This window comes from Microbulbifer elongatus (assembly GCF_020524885.1).
GTDB lineage: Bacteria > Pseudomonadota > Gammaproteobacteria > Pseudomonadales > Cellvibrionaceae > Microbulbifer > Microbulbifer elongatus_A.
Genome location: NZ_JAIVKJ010000002.1, coordinates 258,232 through 275,894, shown reverse-complemented (window position 1 = coordinate 275,894; position 17,663 = coordinate 258,232). Strand labels below are relative to the sequence as shown.

Sequence of the window (17,663 nt, the reverse complement as noted above, 5' to 3'; positions counted from 1 at the left end):
AAGTACCATGAACAACAACGACATCGTGCAGAAACTCTGGAACCTCTGCGACGTGCTGCGCGACGACGGTATCAACTACTCGGACTACGTCACCGAGCTGGTGCTGCTGCTGTTTATCAAGATGGTGCACGAGAACACCGAGGCTGGCACCCTGCAGAAGCACCCGCTGCCAGAGGGTTGCCGCTGGAGCGACCTTAACGGCAAGTCCGGCATTAACCTGCTGGACGACTACAAGCGCATCCTGCTGACCCTCTCCACCGGCAAGGACGGCGACGGCAATATCGTGCACGAGGACCCGCTGATCAGTGCCGTCTATGCCGACGCCCAGACCCGTCTTAGAGAACCGCGCCATTTGGAGCAGATGGTCAAAACCTTGGACCAGATCGACTGGTTCAGCGCGCAGAAAGATGGCCTCGGCGACCTGTACGAGGGCCTACTGCAGAAAAACGCCAACGAGACCAAGTCCGGTGCCGGCCAGTACTTCACCCCGCGCGCGCTGATCAACTCCATGGTGCGCTGTATCCAGCCGCAGCCGGGCGAGGTGATCCAGGACCCCGCCGCGGGCACCGCGGGTTTCCTAATCGCCGCCGACCAGTACATCAAGGAGCAGACCGACGACCTGTTCGACCTCACCGCCAAACAGCAGGCGTTCCAGAAAAGCCAAGCGTTTGTCGGTATCGAACTGGTACCCGGTACCCGCCGCCTGGCGTTGATGAACTGTCTGCTGCACGGCATGGAAGGGGACGACGAGGGCGTGGTGCACTTGGGCAACGCCCTCGGCCAGGCCGGCGCCAGCCTCGCCAAGGCGGACATCATCCTCGCCAATCCACCGTTCGGTACCGCCAAGGGCGGCGAGGCCAGCATCACCCGCGACGACCTCACCTATAAGACCAGCAACAAGCAGCTGGCCTTCCTGCAGCATATCTACCGCAACCTGAAGCCCGGCGGCCGCGCCGCGGTGGTACTGCCGGACAACGTACTGTTCGAAGCCGGCGTCGGCACTGAGGTACGCCGCGACCTGATGCACAAGTGCAACCTGCACACCATCCTGCGCCTGCCCACCGGCATCTTCTATGCCCAGGGGGTGAAGACCAATGTGCTGCTCTTCACCAAGGGAAGCGCCAAGGACAAACTGCAGGAAGAAAACTGTACCGAGAATGTGTGGGTCTACGACCTGCGCACCAATATGCCCAGCTTCGGCAAGCGCACCCCATTCGGTGAGCAGCACCTGAAGCCGTTCGAAGAGGTCTACGGCAAACAGGCAGACGGCACCAGTAAACGCAACGAGGGCGAATGGAGCTTCGGCGCCGAGGAGATCGACCTGGCACCGGAAGCGAAAAAGGCCGATGAGAATCAGGATGTGGACGAACGCCTGACCCACAGCCGCTGGCGCTGTTTTACCAGAGAGTGGATCGCCGAACACAAAGGCGATTCGCTGGATATCAGCTGGCTCAAGGATGCAGATAGTGTGGATGCGGCCAACCTGCCGGAACCCAGTGTACTGGCCGCGGAGGCGATGGGTGAGCTGGTGCAGGCGCTGGGGGAACTAGACGGGTTGATGCGGGAGCTGGGTGCCGGAGATGAGGCCGACGCTCAAAAAACCTTACTGAAAGAATTCTTTGGTGAGGTGCAGTAATGAGTCTTGGCTATATTGGTGACTCTTTACCTAGTGAATGGAGCAAACCGCTCCTGATCGAGTTAGTAACACCTAAACAGTGGAAAACGATCCCGACAAAAAAACTGATTGATGAAGGGTATGTCGTTTATGGGGCAAACGGGAAGATCGGATTCTACGACTCATATACTCACCCGAACCCTACGGTAATGATCACCTGTCGCGGCGCAACTTGCGGCAACCTGCACATTTCAGAGCCATTTTCCTATATCAATGGCAACGCAATGGCTTTAGATCATCACCCTACAAATCTAGTTGGGCTTAAGTTTCTTTATTACGCTTTAGCAGCCCGTGGCTTAGAAGACACGATATCGGGGTCAGCCCAACCTCAGATCACCGGCAAAGGCCTTTCTGGAGTAAGGGTTCCGCTACCTCCAATCGCCGAACAAAAAGTCATCGCCGACAAACTCGATACACTTCTGGCCCAGGTAGAAAACACCAAAGCCCGCCTCGAGCGCATCCCCCAAATCCTCAAGCGCTTCCGGCAGTCTATTATCGCCGCAGCCACTAACGGAGATTTAGGTGGATTTGGCGTCGACTCTTGGGAATCGGTAAAGCTTGTTGATGTAGTGAAAGAAAAACCGAGGAATGGAAAATCGCCAAAAGGAGTGGATCAGGAAACAGTCTTTAAAAACTTAACTCTTTCGGCCACAACGAGTGGAAAATTCAAAGAAAATTGCTTCAAATACGTTGAGCTAGATATTGACCACAGCTCATACCTCTGGGTAATGAATGGGGACATCCTAATTCAACGCGCAAATACGCTTGAATATGTTGGCGTTAGTGCCCTTTATGAAGGGCCAGACCGCCGGTATGTATATCCCGACCTCATGATGAAATGCACTCCAAATGAGAGGGTTCTTGGCAAGTTTCTGCATTTATCCCTTCTGTCAGAAAAATCCAGAAAATATTTCAGGGATAATGCCACTGGCACCGCAGGAAACATGCCAAAAATCAATCAGAAAACTGTCTCTGATCTAAATATTTCACTGCCAAGTATTCAAGAACAAATTGAAATTGTTCGCCGCGCAGAGCAACTCTTTTCCTACGCCGACACCATTGAAAAACAGGCCAACAACGCCCTGGCGCGGGTCGAGCACCTCACCCAGTCCATTCTCGCCAAAGCCTTCCGCGGCGAACTCACCCAACAGTGGCGAGTGGAAAACCCGGATCTGATCAGCGGCGACAACAGCGCCCAGGCGCTGCTCGAGCGCATTCAGGCCGAGCGGGCCGCGGCCAAACCGGCGAAGCGCACCCGCAAGAAGAAAGCAGGAGCCTAAGTCTGCCACCTGTTAGTAGTGTGAAATATATAATAAGTGATACCACATGAAGATTCTGGAGAAGCTATTCGCCAATACCAACGCCCACACCGCCGAGGATGAACTGATCTACAGTCTGGTGGCGCAGGAACTCGAGCAGGGTTCCTTGCTGCAGGGATTGTGGGCCAGGGCAAACGCGCACTGTGACTTTGACGAAGCCAAGGCCAAAGGCTACTACATGCGCCGACGCGCCGAGCAGCTGTCGGACAACCGCGACAAGATTGCCCTGTACCTGAAGACCAGTGCCGAGCTCGCTGACCTGCGGGTACAGCTGGCGAAGTTTGACCAGAGCGAATTGCACTCCATCAAACGCGACCTCGCCGCGGCTGACGACAAGCTGAATGATATTCAGCGACAGGCAACACAGGCCGGCGACACCGCGCGCGCTCACGCCATCGCCCGCGCACAGAAGACCCGCAAGTACGTGCTGCTGACTACCGCTTTCCTAGTGCCCTTCGCATTTCTGGCACCTTTTAGTGCCGAAACCGCATCGGCACTAAAAAGTTTCGCGGTGCTCACGACAATCGCCGTGGGAATATACTGGAACATCTCAAGGAAAGCCCAAGGAGATAGCGCCGCCTTTGATGCCCGACACGAAGCTATGCGAACGCTCGGACACAGCAAGGTAAAAGAGAGAGCAGACCAGCTGCAGCAGCGCCTCAAGGAGCTTTTCGGCAAAAATGGAAATCTCGAAGAACAGATCAACGTATTACGCCAACGTCAACAACAAGTAATACAGGAGCTGGGCCCACTGTTCCCCTACCTAGAGCCAGAACTTGTGTAACTATTTCACGGTCGACTCGCATATCAAGCGTAAAAATAACTGCGAGCAAATTCTTCACACTACATATTGAGAACTAATAAGATCCTAAGTCATATCAAAACTTAAAAATGAAACATTGATCCCTTGTGCTTATGACAGATGAAGAAGAGCAAATTCAGGCAAGAGCGATAACCTTTGCGAAGGCTAACAAAACGCAAATAGCCAGAAAATTAACTTGCAAAGAGGAGTACCCCAGGAGCCCTGTAGCGACCTCCGTGTTCATGGCTGGCTCCCCAGGGGCTGGTAAAACCGAAACGGCCACTGAAATGGCGGCAATGGCGATGTCGAAAGGAGCGCCAAGCATCCATATCGATACTGATGCTATGCGGCCTTACTTCAGTGAATACAACGGGGCTAATAGCTGGCTATTCCAGTACCCAGCATCGATTCTAGTAGACAAGATTCATGATCTTGCGTTAAAAAATGGTCAGAACTTCTTCTTTGATAGCACTTTCTCAAATTTTGAGAGAGCCAAGAAGAATATTGCTCGCTCCATCAGGAAGAACCGAGTAGTCATCATTCTTTATGTCTACCTAGACCCCAAAGTTGCTTGGAATTTCGTCTTAAAACGAGAAAAAGCAGAGGGGAGAAACATCCCAAAAGAGAGCTTTATTGAGCAATATTTTAACGCAAAGGACACGGTTAATAGGATAAAGCAGGAGTTTGGCAAGAAAATCATCGTGGAACTCCTCCACAAAAAAGAGGATTTCAGCCCCAAAAGCACCAAATTCAATATTGACCAGATTGACAATCATATTGGCGAAAAATACACTCGCGCCGGCTTGTTGGAGCTGTTACCGTCCAACTACACTTAAGGGGATGAAGAAAATGTTTAGCTCAGGAGCAACTGCTTCCGCTTCACTGGCGGATATTCTTACCGCATCTTCCAAAGAGAAGAAGCGACTCTATGAGCGCGTCCTGCAAAAGGCTGCTGAGCGCCAAAGAGCAGTGCTTATTGAAGCCGAAAAAGCTGCGGCTCATAAACACAAAGAATCGCTCGAGTAATCAAAAAGGCAGCGTGTCGCTGCCTTTTCTGAGTCCCTTTGCGCCCCTACTGCCCGCCCACTCTACGGCCTCCCTTAAGGCGACGATCTGAACTCGAATTCAAGTCAGCTGTATTAGCTCGTGGCACAAAAGCCTCTTCAGTTATTTTATCTCGCCGCTGAAATGTGAGGCCCTCTCTAACTGTCAATTTCAGTAAGCCCTACCTCTTCTCTTCTCTGCCTAGCTGCCTTTTTTTCTGATAATCGTGAAAAAAACCCTACGAGCAGGCAAAGTAAAGATGCACCTACGATCAATACTTCTTTTCCATCTCGGTACATCATTGCAATAAGTGCGACCCAGAAAAAGGGAGCTACGCCGATTACTCCGGACTTAAGGATACGACGGGTTTCAACATCTACCCTTGCACGCTGACTCTCTTGTTGCCTCTTTGCAGCAGCCTCTGCATTCCTGTCATTTCTCTGGCGGGTATTCTCTTCGTCTAGCAACTGAGCCGTTATTAAATCACCAGAGGCGGATCTATCAAAATCACGTAAATTTGGCCAATGAGGGAAATAGGCAATATTACTCTTTGACAGGCTCTCAATGGCCCTAACGCCTTCTTCTGGGTCGACCTTAAAGAGCTCCCTTCCCCTTATCGGTCGGTTTTGACTAAGCGAGCGGTGGACAGCTTGCTCTACCACATCACATTGCGGGACCAACCTCTGATGGTGGACCTTCCAATACCCCGGCACGCCGGAAGTCGAGAGTTCTTTAGCTCTTATTGCGGGATCCCGATGTGTTTTTCCGATCTTTACGTAACCTGGTATCTCTGGATTCACCAGTAGATATACGTAGCCAACATCTAGGCTATTCATACTCCAAGACCAACCTCAGGGTGCTTAATTATGTGTCCGAAAAATCATAGTCCACCCGCGAGCGCTCTCTGCGCATTCGACAAAGACCCGACACCTGTGTGTTAACCAATCAACATACGTGTCGGGCTGATATAGAATTGGAAGGTATGAGATTTAGCGGCGAAACTGGCATCCTCACAAAACGCGTACAGCGCCAGCACATTAATGACCTAGATATGTCTGGAGTTAGAGTTGTACCAAAGCTTGTACCAAGTGATTTTAGCCACCTAATGCATACCAAGAAAATCAAGGGCTTAGCAGCCCTTGTCCGCATTTAGGTGCAGAACATCGAGTAGCCGCGACCGGCAAGTCCACAAAAAGGTATCTCTGTGCCTTCAGTTACATGCATCCGGCAAGGTGTACACAATATCCCGTACAAACAGCCATTGACTGGAGGCCGACTCGCATACTATATAGCCGCGCAGTTCAAGCACATACGCGGATATATAGTGAATTGCTGATGGCAATATCACCACTAAAACCAGCCCCAAAAAAATTACTTTACCCATTTGTCGTTTTAGGCTTTCAGGAACGGGGCGGTGAAGCAAGGCGTTATAGCTACCATCCACCAGTAAACCCGATAGCGCGACGCCCACGCCAAAAAGATAAAAAACACCTTTGTTAATCAGAACGGCGTCTGCAGTTCCAGATATCTGCCCAGCCATCTCTAAAAAAGAGGCAACCGGCAATAGCATACAGACCACTGCCACAGCCAAAAATATGGATAAGATCAAGACTGCAGCTGGGCGCGATACTGGCGTTATAGTTTCCACCTTATCTACCATTGTGGAATTCTCTTCGGTAAGTAGTGCCTAGCGGTATTTATCAGGATACGCCTTGCTTCATCCACCGCATAATCGATAGCACCACCCACGAGCTCGCCGGAGAAATCAACGGTGTTTTTTTGTAACTTTTCTAAACCGACGTTTTTCCGTTGCTCTAACTCATCTAGCGCTGCGATCAACTTCGTGGTTATCTCGTAATGGTCATCCAGCTTCGATAGCCCGTAAGAAACCAGCAATCCGACTCCAATTGCTGCAATCGTAGGGCCTATTGCCACAGTAAAAACCGCAGCAGCCCCGACCGCTGCGACAATAGACGCACCGGTCGCAATGCCGATTTTCACGACATCTGTCGCTAAAGTACCAACCAGTTGATTCAGTGTCATCTGGTCGGTAAGGATGTAATCCGCGATTCTAAATGCACTGACGAGAATGATGGTTAGAATGCCACCACTTCTCGCAGCAGTGACAGCGCCACTACGGCCGATACCCATCTGGACAACTTTAGCGTTTTGAAGCCCATATCGCGTGCCAGTGAAAATTTTACGCAAAGCGGGACTCCCCTTAAAAATCACGTATGGGCGTCCTTTATAGTATTTTATATACGCCTTGGTTCCTGAAAAGCCAAGATCTGCGAATAACTTCGTTAGCGTGCCCACATCTTTACCGGTCGCTGTGTAATTCGCGCCAACCTCCACACCGCGCTTAAGAGCCTCCCAGGTCGATCGCTGTGATGCGTATTTATCGGACTCAGCCATAACTTTAAAAGTACGGTCAAATTCCTCTAACGATAGGGCGTATAACTCATGGGAGTTGTGACGAATAGTATTTCGCGTTAATGACTGATCCGCTTGATTCATTACCCTGCTCTTCCGTGACTACCAGTTGGAACTCGCCCGCCGTTATTTCGGCCGCTCGCTTGAGAATATGAAAAGCAATTCGCCTGTACAACCAAATATCGAGGCACGGTGGTACCAACTGGACTGGCCAGTACAACTGCAAGGTCATGGTGGTTTCAATCACTATACGTTTATACGCAGCCCAAATGTTGTAACAGCTCCAGATCTCCATGGATCAGCCGCAAATGATCAACTGTGTGGTATCGAGGCGACGCAAAAAGAGAGGCTGCGTGTTTCAGCTTCTTTTCGCACACCTCGTTGAACAGTATTTGAACAGCTTTTCTTGGCTTGCGGCTTAACTGCTTGAAAAGTATTACCTCACCAATGAACGCCGCCCCAGAACGGCGTGAGCTTCATCGCATTTGTCGGTAATATCGTAGGATTGTCTAACACACCGCTGAGAAAGAAAGGAAGCCTCGGATCTCAAAGAGGGACTAGTGAAGGGCACTAACACTGCGCATTACGCAAACTTCGGTTTCCTTGCCGAACACGACAAGCTATTCGTTCAGCCGGTAAGTGCCGCCGAGCGAGCCTTTTCCAGTGACCCCAGTACCACCCCGTACAAGGGACTTGGGTACCGTAGGTACAAGCCTGCCCCCTTTTGTCGCCCTTCTTTTGCGGGTAACCAAGAGCCAAAATCTTAAGCTTGATTGGAGCCAAAAATTACGCTTTACCAAAGGTTGTACTAAGTGATTCTAGTCAACTCAATCTTTTCCCAAATTTAAATGCCTAAAGAAGCCAGTTCGGTATTTAGGCTCAAAACATCGAGCAACCCACAATGTCCCGCGATACACACAGAAAGTGCGCGCTACTCATCGCCAAGCAGTGGCCCGAGCCCGCCTCTACGGCTGCCGGACGGCGCACCCTGGATATCCTCGACCTGCTCGCCGAGGCGGGCTACCGGATCGAGATCGCGAGCCCGGCACAGCCAACACCATTCCAGGCCAAAACCGGTTACGGTGAACACCAGATCAAAGTGAACGAATCCAGTTTTGATGATTGGGTGCGTGCACTCGATCCTTCGCTGGTGATCTACGACCGTTTTATGGTGGAAGAGCAGTTTGGCTGGCGAGTGCGAGAGCAGTGTCCGGGAGCGGTTACGCTGCTGGATACAAGCGATTTCCACAGCCTCCGGGACGCGCGCCATCAGGCGCTGAAAAGCGGCCAGCCACTCAATCTTTTTCAACCCGTTGCCGAGCGCGAAGTGGCAGCCATAGCGCGCTGCGATCTCACCATCATGATCTCCCAGGTCGAGGTGGATCTGCTGAAGCAACACTTCTGCCTGCCGGACTGGCAACTGCACTATCTGCCTTTTCTGGTTAAGGAAATACCCGCCCCAGGTTCCACACCCGGTTTTGGTGAGCGCCAAAATTTGGCCATGATCGGCGGTTTCAAACACGCGCCAAATCGCGATGCGGTTGTCTGGCTGGCAGAAGCTATCTGGCCGAAGCTGCGCGCTCTGCTGCCCGGTGTCGAATGCCACGTGTACGGCGCTTATGCAGATCACGCCATGCAGCGCTTCCACAATCCCAAACAGGGACTGCGCATTATCGGCCGCACCGACGATGCGCTCGCCACGCTCTCACGCTACCGAGTGAACTTAGCGCCGCTGCGTTTTGGCGCCGGGCAAAAAGGAAAGGTGCTCGATGGCTGGCTCTCTGGCACCCCAACGATTACAACACCCATAGGTGCGGAATCGATGGCAGAAGCGGAAGCCTGGGGATATCCCCTGACAGATGATGCCGGTCAGCTTGCAGAAATTGCGGCACAGGTTTACCGGAATGAAGCTGACTGGACGACGGTGCGGGATGCCAGCCTGTCAGCGCTGGCATCCGGCTTTTCCTACCGACCACACGCCGAAGCGCTTATCGAGAGACTGGATTCCATTGCACGCGACCTCGATACACACCGCAATCGCAATATCTGGGGACGCATCCTGCGGCGTACAGAGCACCGCGCGGAAGAGTTTATGAGTCGCTGGATCGAGGCAAAAAACAAGCTGGCGGGCAGCTAGCGCGCTGCCGTCAAGCCACAGTTACTTAAATCCAATGTAACTAGAAACCAAAGTAACTAGAAACCAAAGTAACTCAAAACCAAAATAACTACGACCCGCTATCCTTTTTCGGGTCTTGCGCCTCGAGCAGGGATACAAAGGATCGGAAGCGCGCTTCGATCTTGCGGACATAATCTACCGGCTCCTGGCCGCGCGCATAGCCGTACTGTGCTTTTTTATAGTAATTGGGGTCGGAGAGAAGGAGCATCGCCCGCTCCACATTTTCGAACCAGACGTTGCGATCCCAGCCTTTTTTCTCTGCGAGATTCTGTGCATCGTACACATGCCCGAGACCGGCGTTGTAGGATGCCAGGGTAAACCACATTCTGTTATCCGGCGTTATTCCCTTGTCTTCGAATTTCGCGTACAGCCACCGCATATATTTTACACCTGCTCGCACGCTGGTTTCCGGGTCTTCCAGATCCGTTTCACCTACCTGTTTGCCGGTATCCGGCATGACTTGCATCAGGCCCCGCGCGCCCACCCAGGATCGCGCCTTGGGATCAAAGTTGCTCTCCTGATACATCTGAGCAACTAACAAGCGCCAGTCAAAACCATGTTCTTGCGCGTAACGACGCACATATTCATCAAACGGGGAAATTTCCCCGGCCTCTGCCAACTCTTCAATTTCCGGTCGCGTGCGCTTTGGTGTTTTAAAATAGCGCGCTAGCAGTTGTGGCAAAGCCTTGTCTGTTTCATTTTTGTCAAAAAACTGGTTGATCGCTTCAAGTAACTTCGGGTTTCCATCCCGCACCATCCACGCGTAGCGACTGCTTTTATCCGGCAGGTCAAAGGCAAAAGTCACATCATCCCGCCATGTCTGCTCCAACTTTACAGAAACTTCATCCGCAATTGCCAGGTCGCATTGCTGCTCCACCACCAGATCGATGACACTCTGGATATCCAGGCTACTGTCCACCTCCTGAATCTTCAGTCTCGGAATGTTCTGCTGAAGTTTTTGTGCGACCTGGTACTGGCTGCTTGCAGGGCGAACACACACCGTGCGACCAGACAGGTCCTGCTCGTCATTGATCTTCTCGCCCTTGCGCCCCACGATACCGGTACTGCTTTCCAGGTAAGGCGAGGAAAAGGCCATCCCCGATGCCTTCCTCTCATCGGTGATTGCGAGGAGGCTTGCAGAGACATCGGCGTCGCCATTTTCGAGAAGCCTTACAAAATCTTCGTGGGTTTCTGCCACGGTAATGGCTAGGCGCACATCGAGGCTGGCGGCAAATTTTTCCAGAAGGCTGAACTCAAACCCGAGCAGCTGTCCTTTCCACATAAAAAATGTGCCGGGGTGATTGCGCGTCACAGCGCGCAGCACACCGCGCTCCTTTATCGCATCCAGATCACCAATGGAACGCTGCTCGGGACGAGTAAGGCGTATCAGCTGCACCTGTTTTTCGAGGGCCTCACGCAATTTTGGCGAATTCTTGCGAAGTGCCCATGCGAGAGCAAATTCTCCCTCGAAAATATGATTGGCTTTTATGTCATCGCGAAACTGTTTTACCAGGTCCAAGACTTCTTGGTCGACAATCGTAAAGTCAATGTTCCCATCGGCCACTTTAACCAGCAGATCCACGTAGTTATCACGAGTCAGCTCAATGTTAAGCCCTGGGTTACTTTCCCCCAGCGTGCGCGCCTGCTGTTCAAACGCCGTGCCTTCGGTGACCACCAAAGTCTTGCCCTTGAGGTTGCGCGCTCCGCCTGTGTCGGGTGTATCGACAGCTGAGACAAGAACAATTCGCGTCTCTGCTGTTGGCGATGTGAAGTCGACCTTCTGTTTGCGCGCGTCTGTGACTACCAGGTTGTTTGCAATCAAGTCACCTTTGCCCGCATTGAGTGTGGGAATCAGATCCGGGAATGCGTCGACTTCCAGCACCACCAGGGTCAGGCCCAGGGCTTTGGCCATCCGCTCGGCATGGGATATTTCCACATCCTGTTGCGTGGCGGCGCGATGTAAAGCACTGGCACGGCTGGGGTCTACCAATAAACGCAGTTTGCCGCGCTTGCGGATCGCATCCAGGTCACCGGTTTCGACATAATTCTCAAACTGGGCAATTGGCGTGACGTCAAAGTTATTTACCCCTGCATCAGTCAGGGTTTCTTGTTGAGTCGCTTCAGGCTGCCGACCTCTTTCCTGGCCACAGCCAGCAGTAAGAAACTGCGCCAACAAAATGAAAAGTACGGAAACTTTCCCGGGTTTTCCCATGCTCTTTCACACATCTGCAGATTAAATTTGTGCTGAAAGACTAGCTCCAAAATGGGAAACTACCGGGTTTATGCGCCGCGATTGCCGTTAACATCCATGCGATTTTTTAGCCCCATTACCATTATTGCCGCAGCACAACTTCTTGGCACTTCCCTTTGGTTCAGCGCCAACAGCGCAGCTGATGGACTTGCGCTGAGCTGGCAGGTTACGGCCACCGACATCGGCTGGCTGACCAACGCGGTTCAGGGCGGGTTTATTCTGGGTACCCTGGTGCTCGCCCTCGGCGACGTCGCCGACCGCTATCGCGCAAGCCATATCTTTATTGTCAGTGCCCTTGCGGGAGCGTTTTTCAATGGATGCTTCGCCTGGTTTTCCGAAGGCTTGACCAGTGCATTGGTATACCGCTTTATGGTGGGTCTATGTCTTGCGGGCATCTATCCAATGGGGATGAAACTGGTGGTGAGCTGGGAACCGGAGCGCGCCGGTGCCGCACTGGCGCAGCTGGTGGCGATGCTCACCCTGGGAACCGCTCTACCACACGGCCTGCGGGAAATTGGCGCGGGGTTGCCATGGCAGTGGGTGATCTTCGCGTCTTCGGTGTTGGCGGTGGCTGCCGCAGGGTTGATTTACCGTCTCGGGGACGGTCCGCATCTGCCGCGCCCCGTAACCAGAACACCACATAGCACCACACGCCGCCTTTTCACGCAGCCCGCTGTTTTCCAGGTATTTCGCATTCCGCAGTTTCGCGCGGCCGCCTTTGGATATTTCGGGCATATGTGGGAGCTCTATGCGTTCTGGGCGATAGTGCCGCTATTGGTTTCAGGCACTTCGCTGTTCGAAGAGAGCTCTGCCCTGGGCGTTCCGGGTTTGTCATTTGCGATTATCGCTATCGGCGCGCTGGGCTGTATTGTTGGCGGTTTGTTGTCTCGAAAAATGGGTAGTGGCCCGGTTGCTCTGGGCGCGCTGGCGGCCTCCGGCAGCTGCGCACTGATTTTCGTTTTGTTCTGGGAGACATTGCCAAGCATCTGGTTGTTAGTACTGCTTCTGGTTTGGGGGGCAACGGTAATCGCAGACTCCCCGCAATTTTCTGCTCTTTCTGCCGCCGCGTGCCCACGGGAAATTGTGGGCGCAGCACTGGCGATCCAGAATTCCATTGGCTTCTCGATCACCCTCGTTTCAATTGCTGGTATCAGTGCGCTGTTTGAGCTGACGGGTCCGGCCTCGGTCTGGCTACTACTGCCCGGCCCGATATTCGGTCTGCTTGGTTTTATCTTAACCACGCGCGGTTTTACGCCCGCCCGAGAGCAACAAAGTTAAACACTCGCCTCAAAATTAAATCGGTGCCACTCGCCGAGACTTCTGTCACACGCGGTTTTTGATGTGTGACGAACGTACCAGTCATAAACTAAATTTGGCGCAGATTCCAAAGAGTTGTCCCGCTTTTCCTTTGCGGGCGCAATGAAACTTCTCGTTAAACAAGAACCTTGGGAAATAAATCCGCAACAAAATTGCGCGACCTGTCCCGGGGGTGCCGCGCAGGAGTTCCGCGGTGGTTTAACGGCGGCTCTACCCAGCTCCGTCGATAAAAATAAATATGGAGAAATTCGCAACAATGAAATTATCAGCATTATTGAAAGCCGGGCCCGGCTCTGTTCTGGGCACCGCGACACTGCTGCTTAGCGCTACTTTCGGCGCGAGCTTTTCTGCACATGCGGTCGAGCCGGAACTGTCGGCCATGTCAGTGGCAGCAGAAGAAGTAGTGACCGATCGCATTATCGTGAAGTACAAAAGCACCCTCGCCGGTGCAAATTCCATGGCCATGTCGCAAACCGCTATTGACCGCATTGCACAGACCGCCGGCCACCGCTTCAAGCATATGCGCCGCCTGGCCACCGGTGCGCAATTGATGAAACTGGAAAAGCGCGCGAGCAAAGTGGAACTGGATGCGATTATTGCGCGCCTGCAGCAGGATCCGCAGGTTGAGTACGCGGAGCCCGACCGCTTGATGCAACCCATGGCCACCCCCAACGACAGCAACTACAACCAGCAGTGGCATTACTTTGAGGCCACCGGCGGCCTGAATCTGCCAGCGGCGTGGGATGTGACTCAGGGGGAGGGCGTTGTAGTGGGTGTGATCGACACCGGTTATCGCCCACATGCCGACCTGAACGCCAACCTGCTGCCAGGCTATGACATGATCTCCGATACCACGGTCGCCCAGGACGGTAACGGCCGTGACAGTGATGCCAGTGATCCTGGTGACTGGTCGCCGGCGGGCGCCTGTGGTGCCGGGCAACCTGCGCGCAATAGCAGCTGGCATGGTACCCATGTGGCCGGCACCATCGCCGCGGTAACCAACAATGGTACCGGTGTGGCCGGCGTTGCCTATAAATCAAAAATTGTCCCCATCCGTGTACTCGGCCGCTGTGGCGGTTATACCTCGGATATTGCGGACGGCATTATCTGGGGTGCGGGCGGTAACGTCAGCGGCGTACCAGCCAATGCCAACCCGGCGCAGGTATTGAACCTGAGTCTCGGCGGTGGCGGGAGTTGTGACACAACCACACAGAATGCGATCAATACCGCGCGCAGCCTCGGTACCACCGTGGTGGTGGCCGCAGGTAACTCCAATGCCAACGCCAGCAATTACAGCCCGGCAAGCTGTAACGGCGTAATTACCGTAGCCTCCACCAATCGCGCCGGCAGTCGCGCCTATTACTCCAACTACGGTAGCGTGGTGGATGTCGCAGCTCCCGGTGGCGAAACTTCAGTAAGTTCCAACGGCGTTCTTTCCACTCTGAACAGTGGTACCCAAGGCCCGGGCAGCGACAACTACGCCTTCTACCAGGGCACCAGTATGGCTGCACCTCATGTCGCCGGCGCTGCGGCACTGCTGTATGCGGTGGACAGTAGCATTACCCCCGATGAAGTGGAATCCAACCTGAAGAGCACTGCGCGCAGCTTCCCCGGCTCCTGCAGCCAGTGCGGTAGCGGTATCGTTGATGCAGCGGCGGCGGTCGACGCTGCCAATGGCGGCGGCGGTGGTGATCCGACTCCGGGCGATGGTGAACTGACCAACGGCGTTGCTGAGTCCGGTCTTTCCGCCAGTACTGGACAGGAACTGCGCTTTACTTTGGAAGTGCCTGCTGGCGCCAGCAATCTGAGCTTCCAGATCTCCGGCGGCAGTGGTGATGCGGACCTTTATGTGCGGTATGGCAGCCAGCCTACAACCAGCAGCTATGAATGCCGCCCGTATCTGAACGGCAACAATGAAACCTGCTCTATCAGCAATGTGCAGGCTGGCACTTACCATGTGATGGTGCGCGCCTACAGCAGCTTCTCGAACGTGAGCCTGGTTGGCAGCTTCGACGAGGGTGGCAGCGGCGGCGGTGGTGCGACCGGCTGGACTGAGAGTAACCTCTCCGGCAATAGTGGCAGCTGGCAGCATTTCACACTTGATGTGAACAGCGGCATGGGGTCACTGGAAGTACTCATGAGTGGTGGCAGCGGCGACGGCGACCTGTACGTGCGCTACGGCAGCCAGCCCACCACCAGCAGCTACAATTGTCGCCCCTATCGCTACGGCAACAACGAGAGCTGCAGCTTCAGCAATCCGCAAGCGGGAACCTGGTATATCAGCATCCGCGGATACAGCGCCTACTCTGGTGTGACTCTGCAGGCCGAAGCGGCCCCCTGATACAAAAGGTAAGAAGCAATCCCTCCTTGATTGGCCGGCATTTGCCGGCCTTTTTTGTTTGACAGCGAGGACGACGGCGACGATTCACCCAGCAAGCTGTGCCTGTTGTTAGCTACAGATCCAACGGATCAGCCTTGTAATGGCGATCGCGACACTTTGGAGGCGCGAACGAACAACATTTTGACGCCCACAGGAGTTGATAGGACTCCTCGACGATCAATCCTCAAATTCCACTTCTGCGCAAGGAACGCCATTGACATCAACAATGTGAACGACATCAACGGGGGTGCCAGTAATTGTTGCGGAAAATTCTGCGTACAGCACTTCCAGCCCAGGGGGGAGCAGCCCCTCTCTAAACGGATATCGCAGTGGAAGCTCCTCCAGCGGAATGGACGTATTCCGTTGTTGATCAGCCACTTCTTTACACAATGGCAACAGGTGCGAGTAGACGCCCAGCGCATCATTGGCGGGGTCAATGTTGTTCAGCACAAATGCCTCCAGGCTTTTGGCATCGCGCGCAAGCTTTTTGGGGTCAATATCAATAAACCTTCCGCTTGCCGGATCAATGCGAACGAGTTTTTTCATTTAGGGAAACTTCCTGCCGGTCGCTTTCGGTTGTGAAAATTTAGTGCGGTTAATAATCAAGGTTTGCCTTCCCCCGCCAGGCTGGGAGTATCCGTTTTGCGTCGTCGGCGCTATGGTAGATTGATACACGGTGACGTCCTCCAACGCTTCCACTTCCATCAAATCAAACTTCAGGGTTTGCTGACTTTCGAGCGGGATACCAATGGCATCGGTGATCTCGTCGTAACTCACGCCTTCAAAACCATGGATATCCCGAGCCTCGGCAAAGTAAGCAGAATATGGTCCCGGCTCCTCTCCCGCGGGGACCAATTTGTAGAGCTTTTGCCCTTTTTTATTTGTTTTTTTCACCGGAAGCTCACTTCCGGACGCAAGGAATTCCTGGGCTTTCATCACCGCCTGGGTACGAGACATCCCCTGCGACTCCAACACGGCAACCATTTCCCTACCGACTTCGCTCGCCATAGGTGTTTGCACAACACCGTGGGTTTTATAGGTCTGCCAGTTGTCCGGTTCCGGTCTCGACCTTTTAGGGGTTTCTGAGCGGTTGTTTACTGGCGCTTTCGCTGTGCGCTTCTCAGGTGTGGCTTTGGCCTGTGGTGGATCATTCACGGGGGTGGTTCTGGTCTCGACCACTACCTCATCCCGCGGCAATATTGTGAAATCGTTTGCTCCTGCACCGCTACCCACGCCGGTTCTGCGTTTTCTCTTTGCAGCTTCGGCCACTTCGCGCGCATAGCGTTTTAGAAGGTCTCCGACTTTGCGGAACCTGACCAAGTGGCGCGCTTGACCAGTGACCCCAGCTGCCGCCCCAATACCTGCCGTTACTGCTGCCAGCACAAGGGTAAACAACACTTCAAATACCGCTGCACCGGAAAACTCGGCCAATTCCAGCGTGTGCTGGGCCCTTACGTAATCCACCGAAAACCGGCGAATATCATCCTGCAGTGTCGGGTCCTGCCAGATCAGATCGGCAATTTCCAGGGCGTTATCGAATTGCGCGCGGGTAATGCCGGACGGATCAAACCCAAGTGCTTCCACCAGCTGCCGCTTCTCTGCGGTCAACTGTTCGGCGGCGAAGGCTTTCAGATAGTTCTCACCGGTTTGGCTACTGCGCTCGCCGGCACGAATACTGATCTGAAGGCTGCGCAAAATCCGCTGGGTGGGATTTACCACATCATTGACTTGTTTGAGCCACCGGGCGAAATCTACACCAGCGCCCCACAACCCGTTGAAGAAGGCACCGGTGTAGATGAGCCCTCGTGTTATCCCTGCCTCGCTTGCAATAAGTTGTGCGTGACCTGAGGCTTCCGCGCGCTCCTGAGCAACGATCTCGGCGAGCGCCAGGCGGATTTTCACCCGCAAGGCATTACGCTCATCTACGGGTTGACTGCGCACCGCCGACTCGAGTGCCTCCAGCTTCAATTCACCTGCGCGAATCGCTTCCAACAAAATTTGTCCGGAATCCGGCGGGGCGGCAACCGAAAGGCCGGGCCGAGTGCAGGAAGACTCTGGTGCACCGCGGTGCAAATAGGGGTAGGCGCCGGTACCAGAACCAGAACCAACACCAAAAAAATGGTGCTCGGCCAAAAACAGCTGGTGAGCTTCCGTATTCGCAAGCAAATTTTCGGCACGCAAAAGCTGGTGCGGATCTACCCAGGGGGCAGAAAAGCAGATATCTGCGGTCAGGCGATAGCGCTTTCCCTGCCGGTCGCTGAGATCA

Annotated in this window: 14 protein-coding genes; 8 read left to right on the top strand and 6 right to left on the bottom strand. The window is 53.7% G+C overall.

Annotated features, from left to right (window positions below; all coding sequences use genetic code 11):
* Positions 1–7 precede the first annotated feature (7 nt).
* From LC059_RS08525 to LC059_RS08505, 5 genes are all read left to right on the top strand, one after another.
* The gene (locus LC059_RS08525; protein WP_226703425.1) at positions 8–1,636 is read left to right on the top strand and encodes an N-6 DNA methylase; all 1,629 of its coding nucleotides are present in this window, start codon (positions 8–10) and stop codon (positions 1,634–1,636) included.
* Positions 1,636–2,955 (top strand): restriction endonuclease subunit S, encoded by a 1,320-nt coding sequence (locus LC059_RS08520; RefSeq protein ID WP_226703424.1) that lies wholly within the window; start codon positions 1,636–1,638, stop codon positions 2,953–2,955. The genes LC059_RS08525 and LC059_RS08520 overlap by 1 nt, the downstream gene beginning before the upstream one ends.
* Before the next feature lie 46 nt (positions 2,956–3,001).
* Positions 3,002–3,778 (top strand): hypothetical protein, encoded by a 777-nt coding sequence (locus LC059_RS08515; protein WP_226703423.1) that lies wholly within the window; start codon positions 3,002–3,004, stop codon positions 3,776–3,778.
* A gap of 131 nt (positions 3,779–3,909) precedes the next feature.
* Positions 3,910–4,632 (top strand): zeta toxin family protein, encoded by a 723-nt coding sequence (locus tag LC059_RS08510; protein ID WP_226703422.1) that lies wholly within the window; start codon positions 3,910–3,912, stop codon positions 4,630–4,632.
* Positions 4,633–4,645: 13 nt separating this feature from the next.
* Positions 4,646–4,822 (top strand): hypothetical protein, encoded by a 177-nt coding sequence (locus tag LC059_RS08505; RefSeq protein WP_226703421.1) that lies wholly within the window; start codon positions 4,646–4,648, stop codon positions 4,820–4,822.
* A gap of 176 nt (positions 4,823–4,998) precedes the next feature.
* Here the strand turns inward: LC059_RS08505 and LC059_RS08500 are convergent, their stop codons facing one another.
* The 3 genes from LC059_RS08500 to LC059_RS08490 all read right to left on the bottom strand — a co-directional run bounded on the left by LC059_RS08500 (position 4,999) and on the right by LC059_RS08490 (position 7,357).
* Positions 4,999–5,676, bottom strand: a complete 678-nt coding sequence (locus tag LC059_RS08500; RefSeq protein WP_226703420.1) for a GIY-YIG nuclease family protein — start codon at positions 5,674–5,676, stop codon at positions 4,999–5,001.
* Positions 5,677–6,050: 374 nt separating this feature from the next.
* Positions 6,051–6,500, bottom strand: a complete 450-nt coding sequence (locus LC059_RS08495) for a hypothetical protein (RefSeq protein ID WP_226703419.1) — start codon at positions 6,498–6,500, stop codon at positions 6,051–6,053.
* Positions 6,494–7,357: a hypothetical protein gene (locus LC059_RS08490; RefSeq protein ID WP_226703418.1), complete on the bottom strand. Its 864-nt coding sequence runs from the start codon at positions 7,355–7,357 to the stop codon at positions 6,494–6,496. Before LC059_RS08490 ends, LC059_RS08495 begins: the two co-directional genes overlap by 7 nt.
* Before the next feature lie 817 nt (positions 7,358–8,174).
* Here LC059_RS08490 and LC059_RS08485 point away from each other — a divergent pair.
* Complete coding sequence (locus tag LC059_RS08485; RefSeq protein ID WP_226703417.1) at positions 8,175–9,410, top strand: glycosyltransferase; 1,236 nt, start codon at positions 8,175–8,177, stop codon at positions 9,408–9,410.
* Positions 9,411–9,498: 88 nt separating this feature from the next.
* On the opposite strand, the gene LC059_RS08480 is transcribed toward LC059_RS08485, so the two are convergent.
* Positions 9,499–11,661: a transporter substrate-binding domain-containing protein gene (locus LC059_RS08480; RefSeq protein ID WP_226703416.1), complete on the bottom strand. Its 2,163-nt coding sequence runs from the start codon at positions 11,659–11,661 to the stop codon at positions 9,499–9,501.
* 96 nt (positions 11,662–11,757) lie between these two features.
* On the opposite strand from LC059_RS08480, the gene LC059_RS08475 reads away from it, so the two are divergent.
* Both LC059_RS08475 and LC059_RS08470 read left to right on the top strand, forming a co-directional pair.
* Positions 11,758–12,978, top strand: a complete 1,221-nt coding sequence (locus LC059_RS08475) for an MFS transporter (RefSeq protein ID WP_226703415.1) — start codon at positions 11,758–11,760, stop codon at positions 12,976–12,978.
* Between the two features lie 295 nt (positions 12,979–13,273).
* Positions 13,274–15,358: a S8 family peptidase gene (locus LC059_RS08470; RefSeq protein WP_226703414.1), complete on the top strand. Its 2,085-nt coding sequence runs from the start codon at positions 13,274–13,276 to the stop codon at positions 15,356–15,358.
* A gap of 216 nt (positions 15,359–15,574) precedes the next feature.
* Here the strand turns inward: LC059_RS08470 and LC059_RS08465 are convergent, their stop codons facing one another.
* Positions 15,575–15,943 (bottom strand): hypothetical protein, encoded by a 369-nt coding sequence (locus tag LC059_RS08465; RefSeq protein ID WP_226703413.1) that lies wholly within the window; start codon positions 15,941–15,943, stop codon positions 15,575–15,577.
* Positions 15,944–17,578: a hypothetical protein gene (locus LC059_RS08460; protein WP_226703412.1), complete on the bottom strand. Its 1,635-nt coding sequence runs from the start codon at positions 17,576–17,578 to the stop codon at positions 15,944–15,946.
* Between the last annotated feature and the right edge of the window lie 85 nt (positions 17,579–17,663).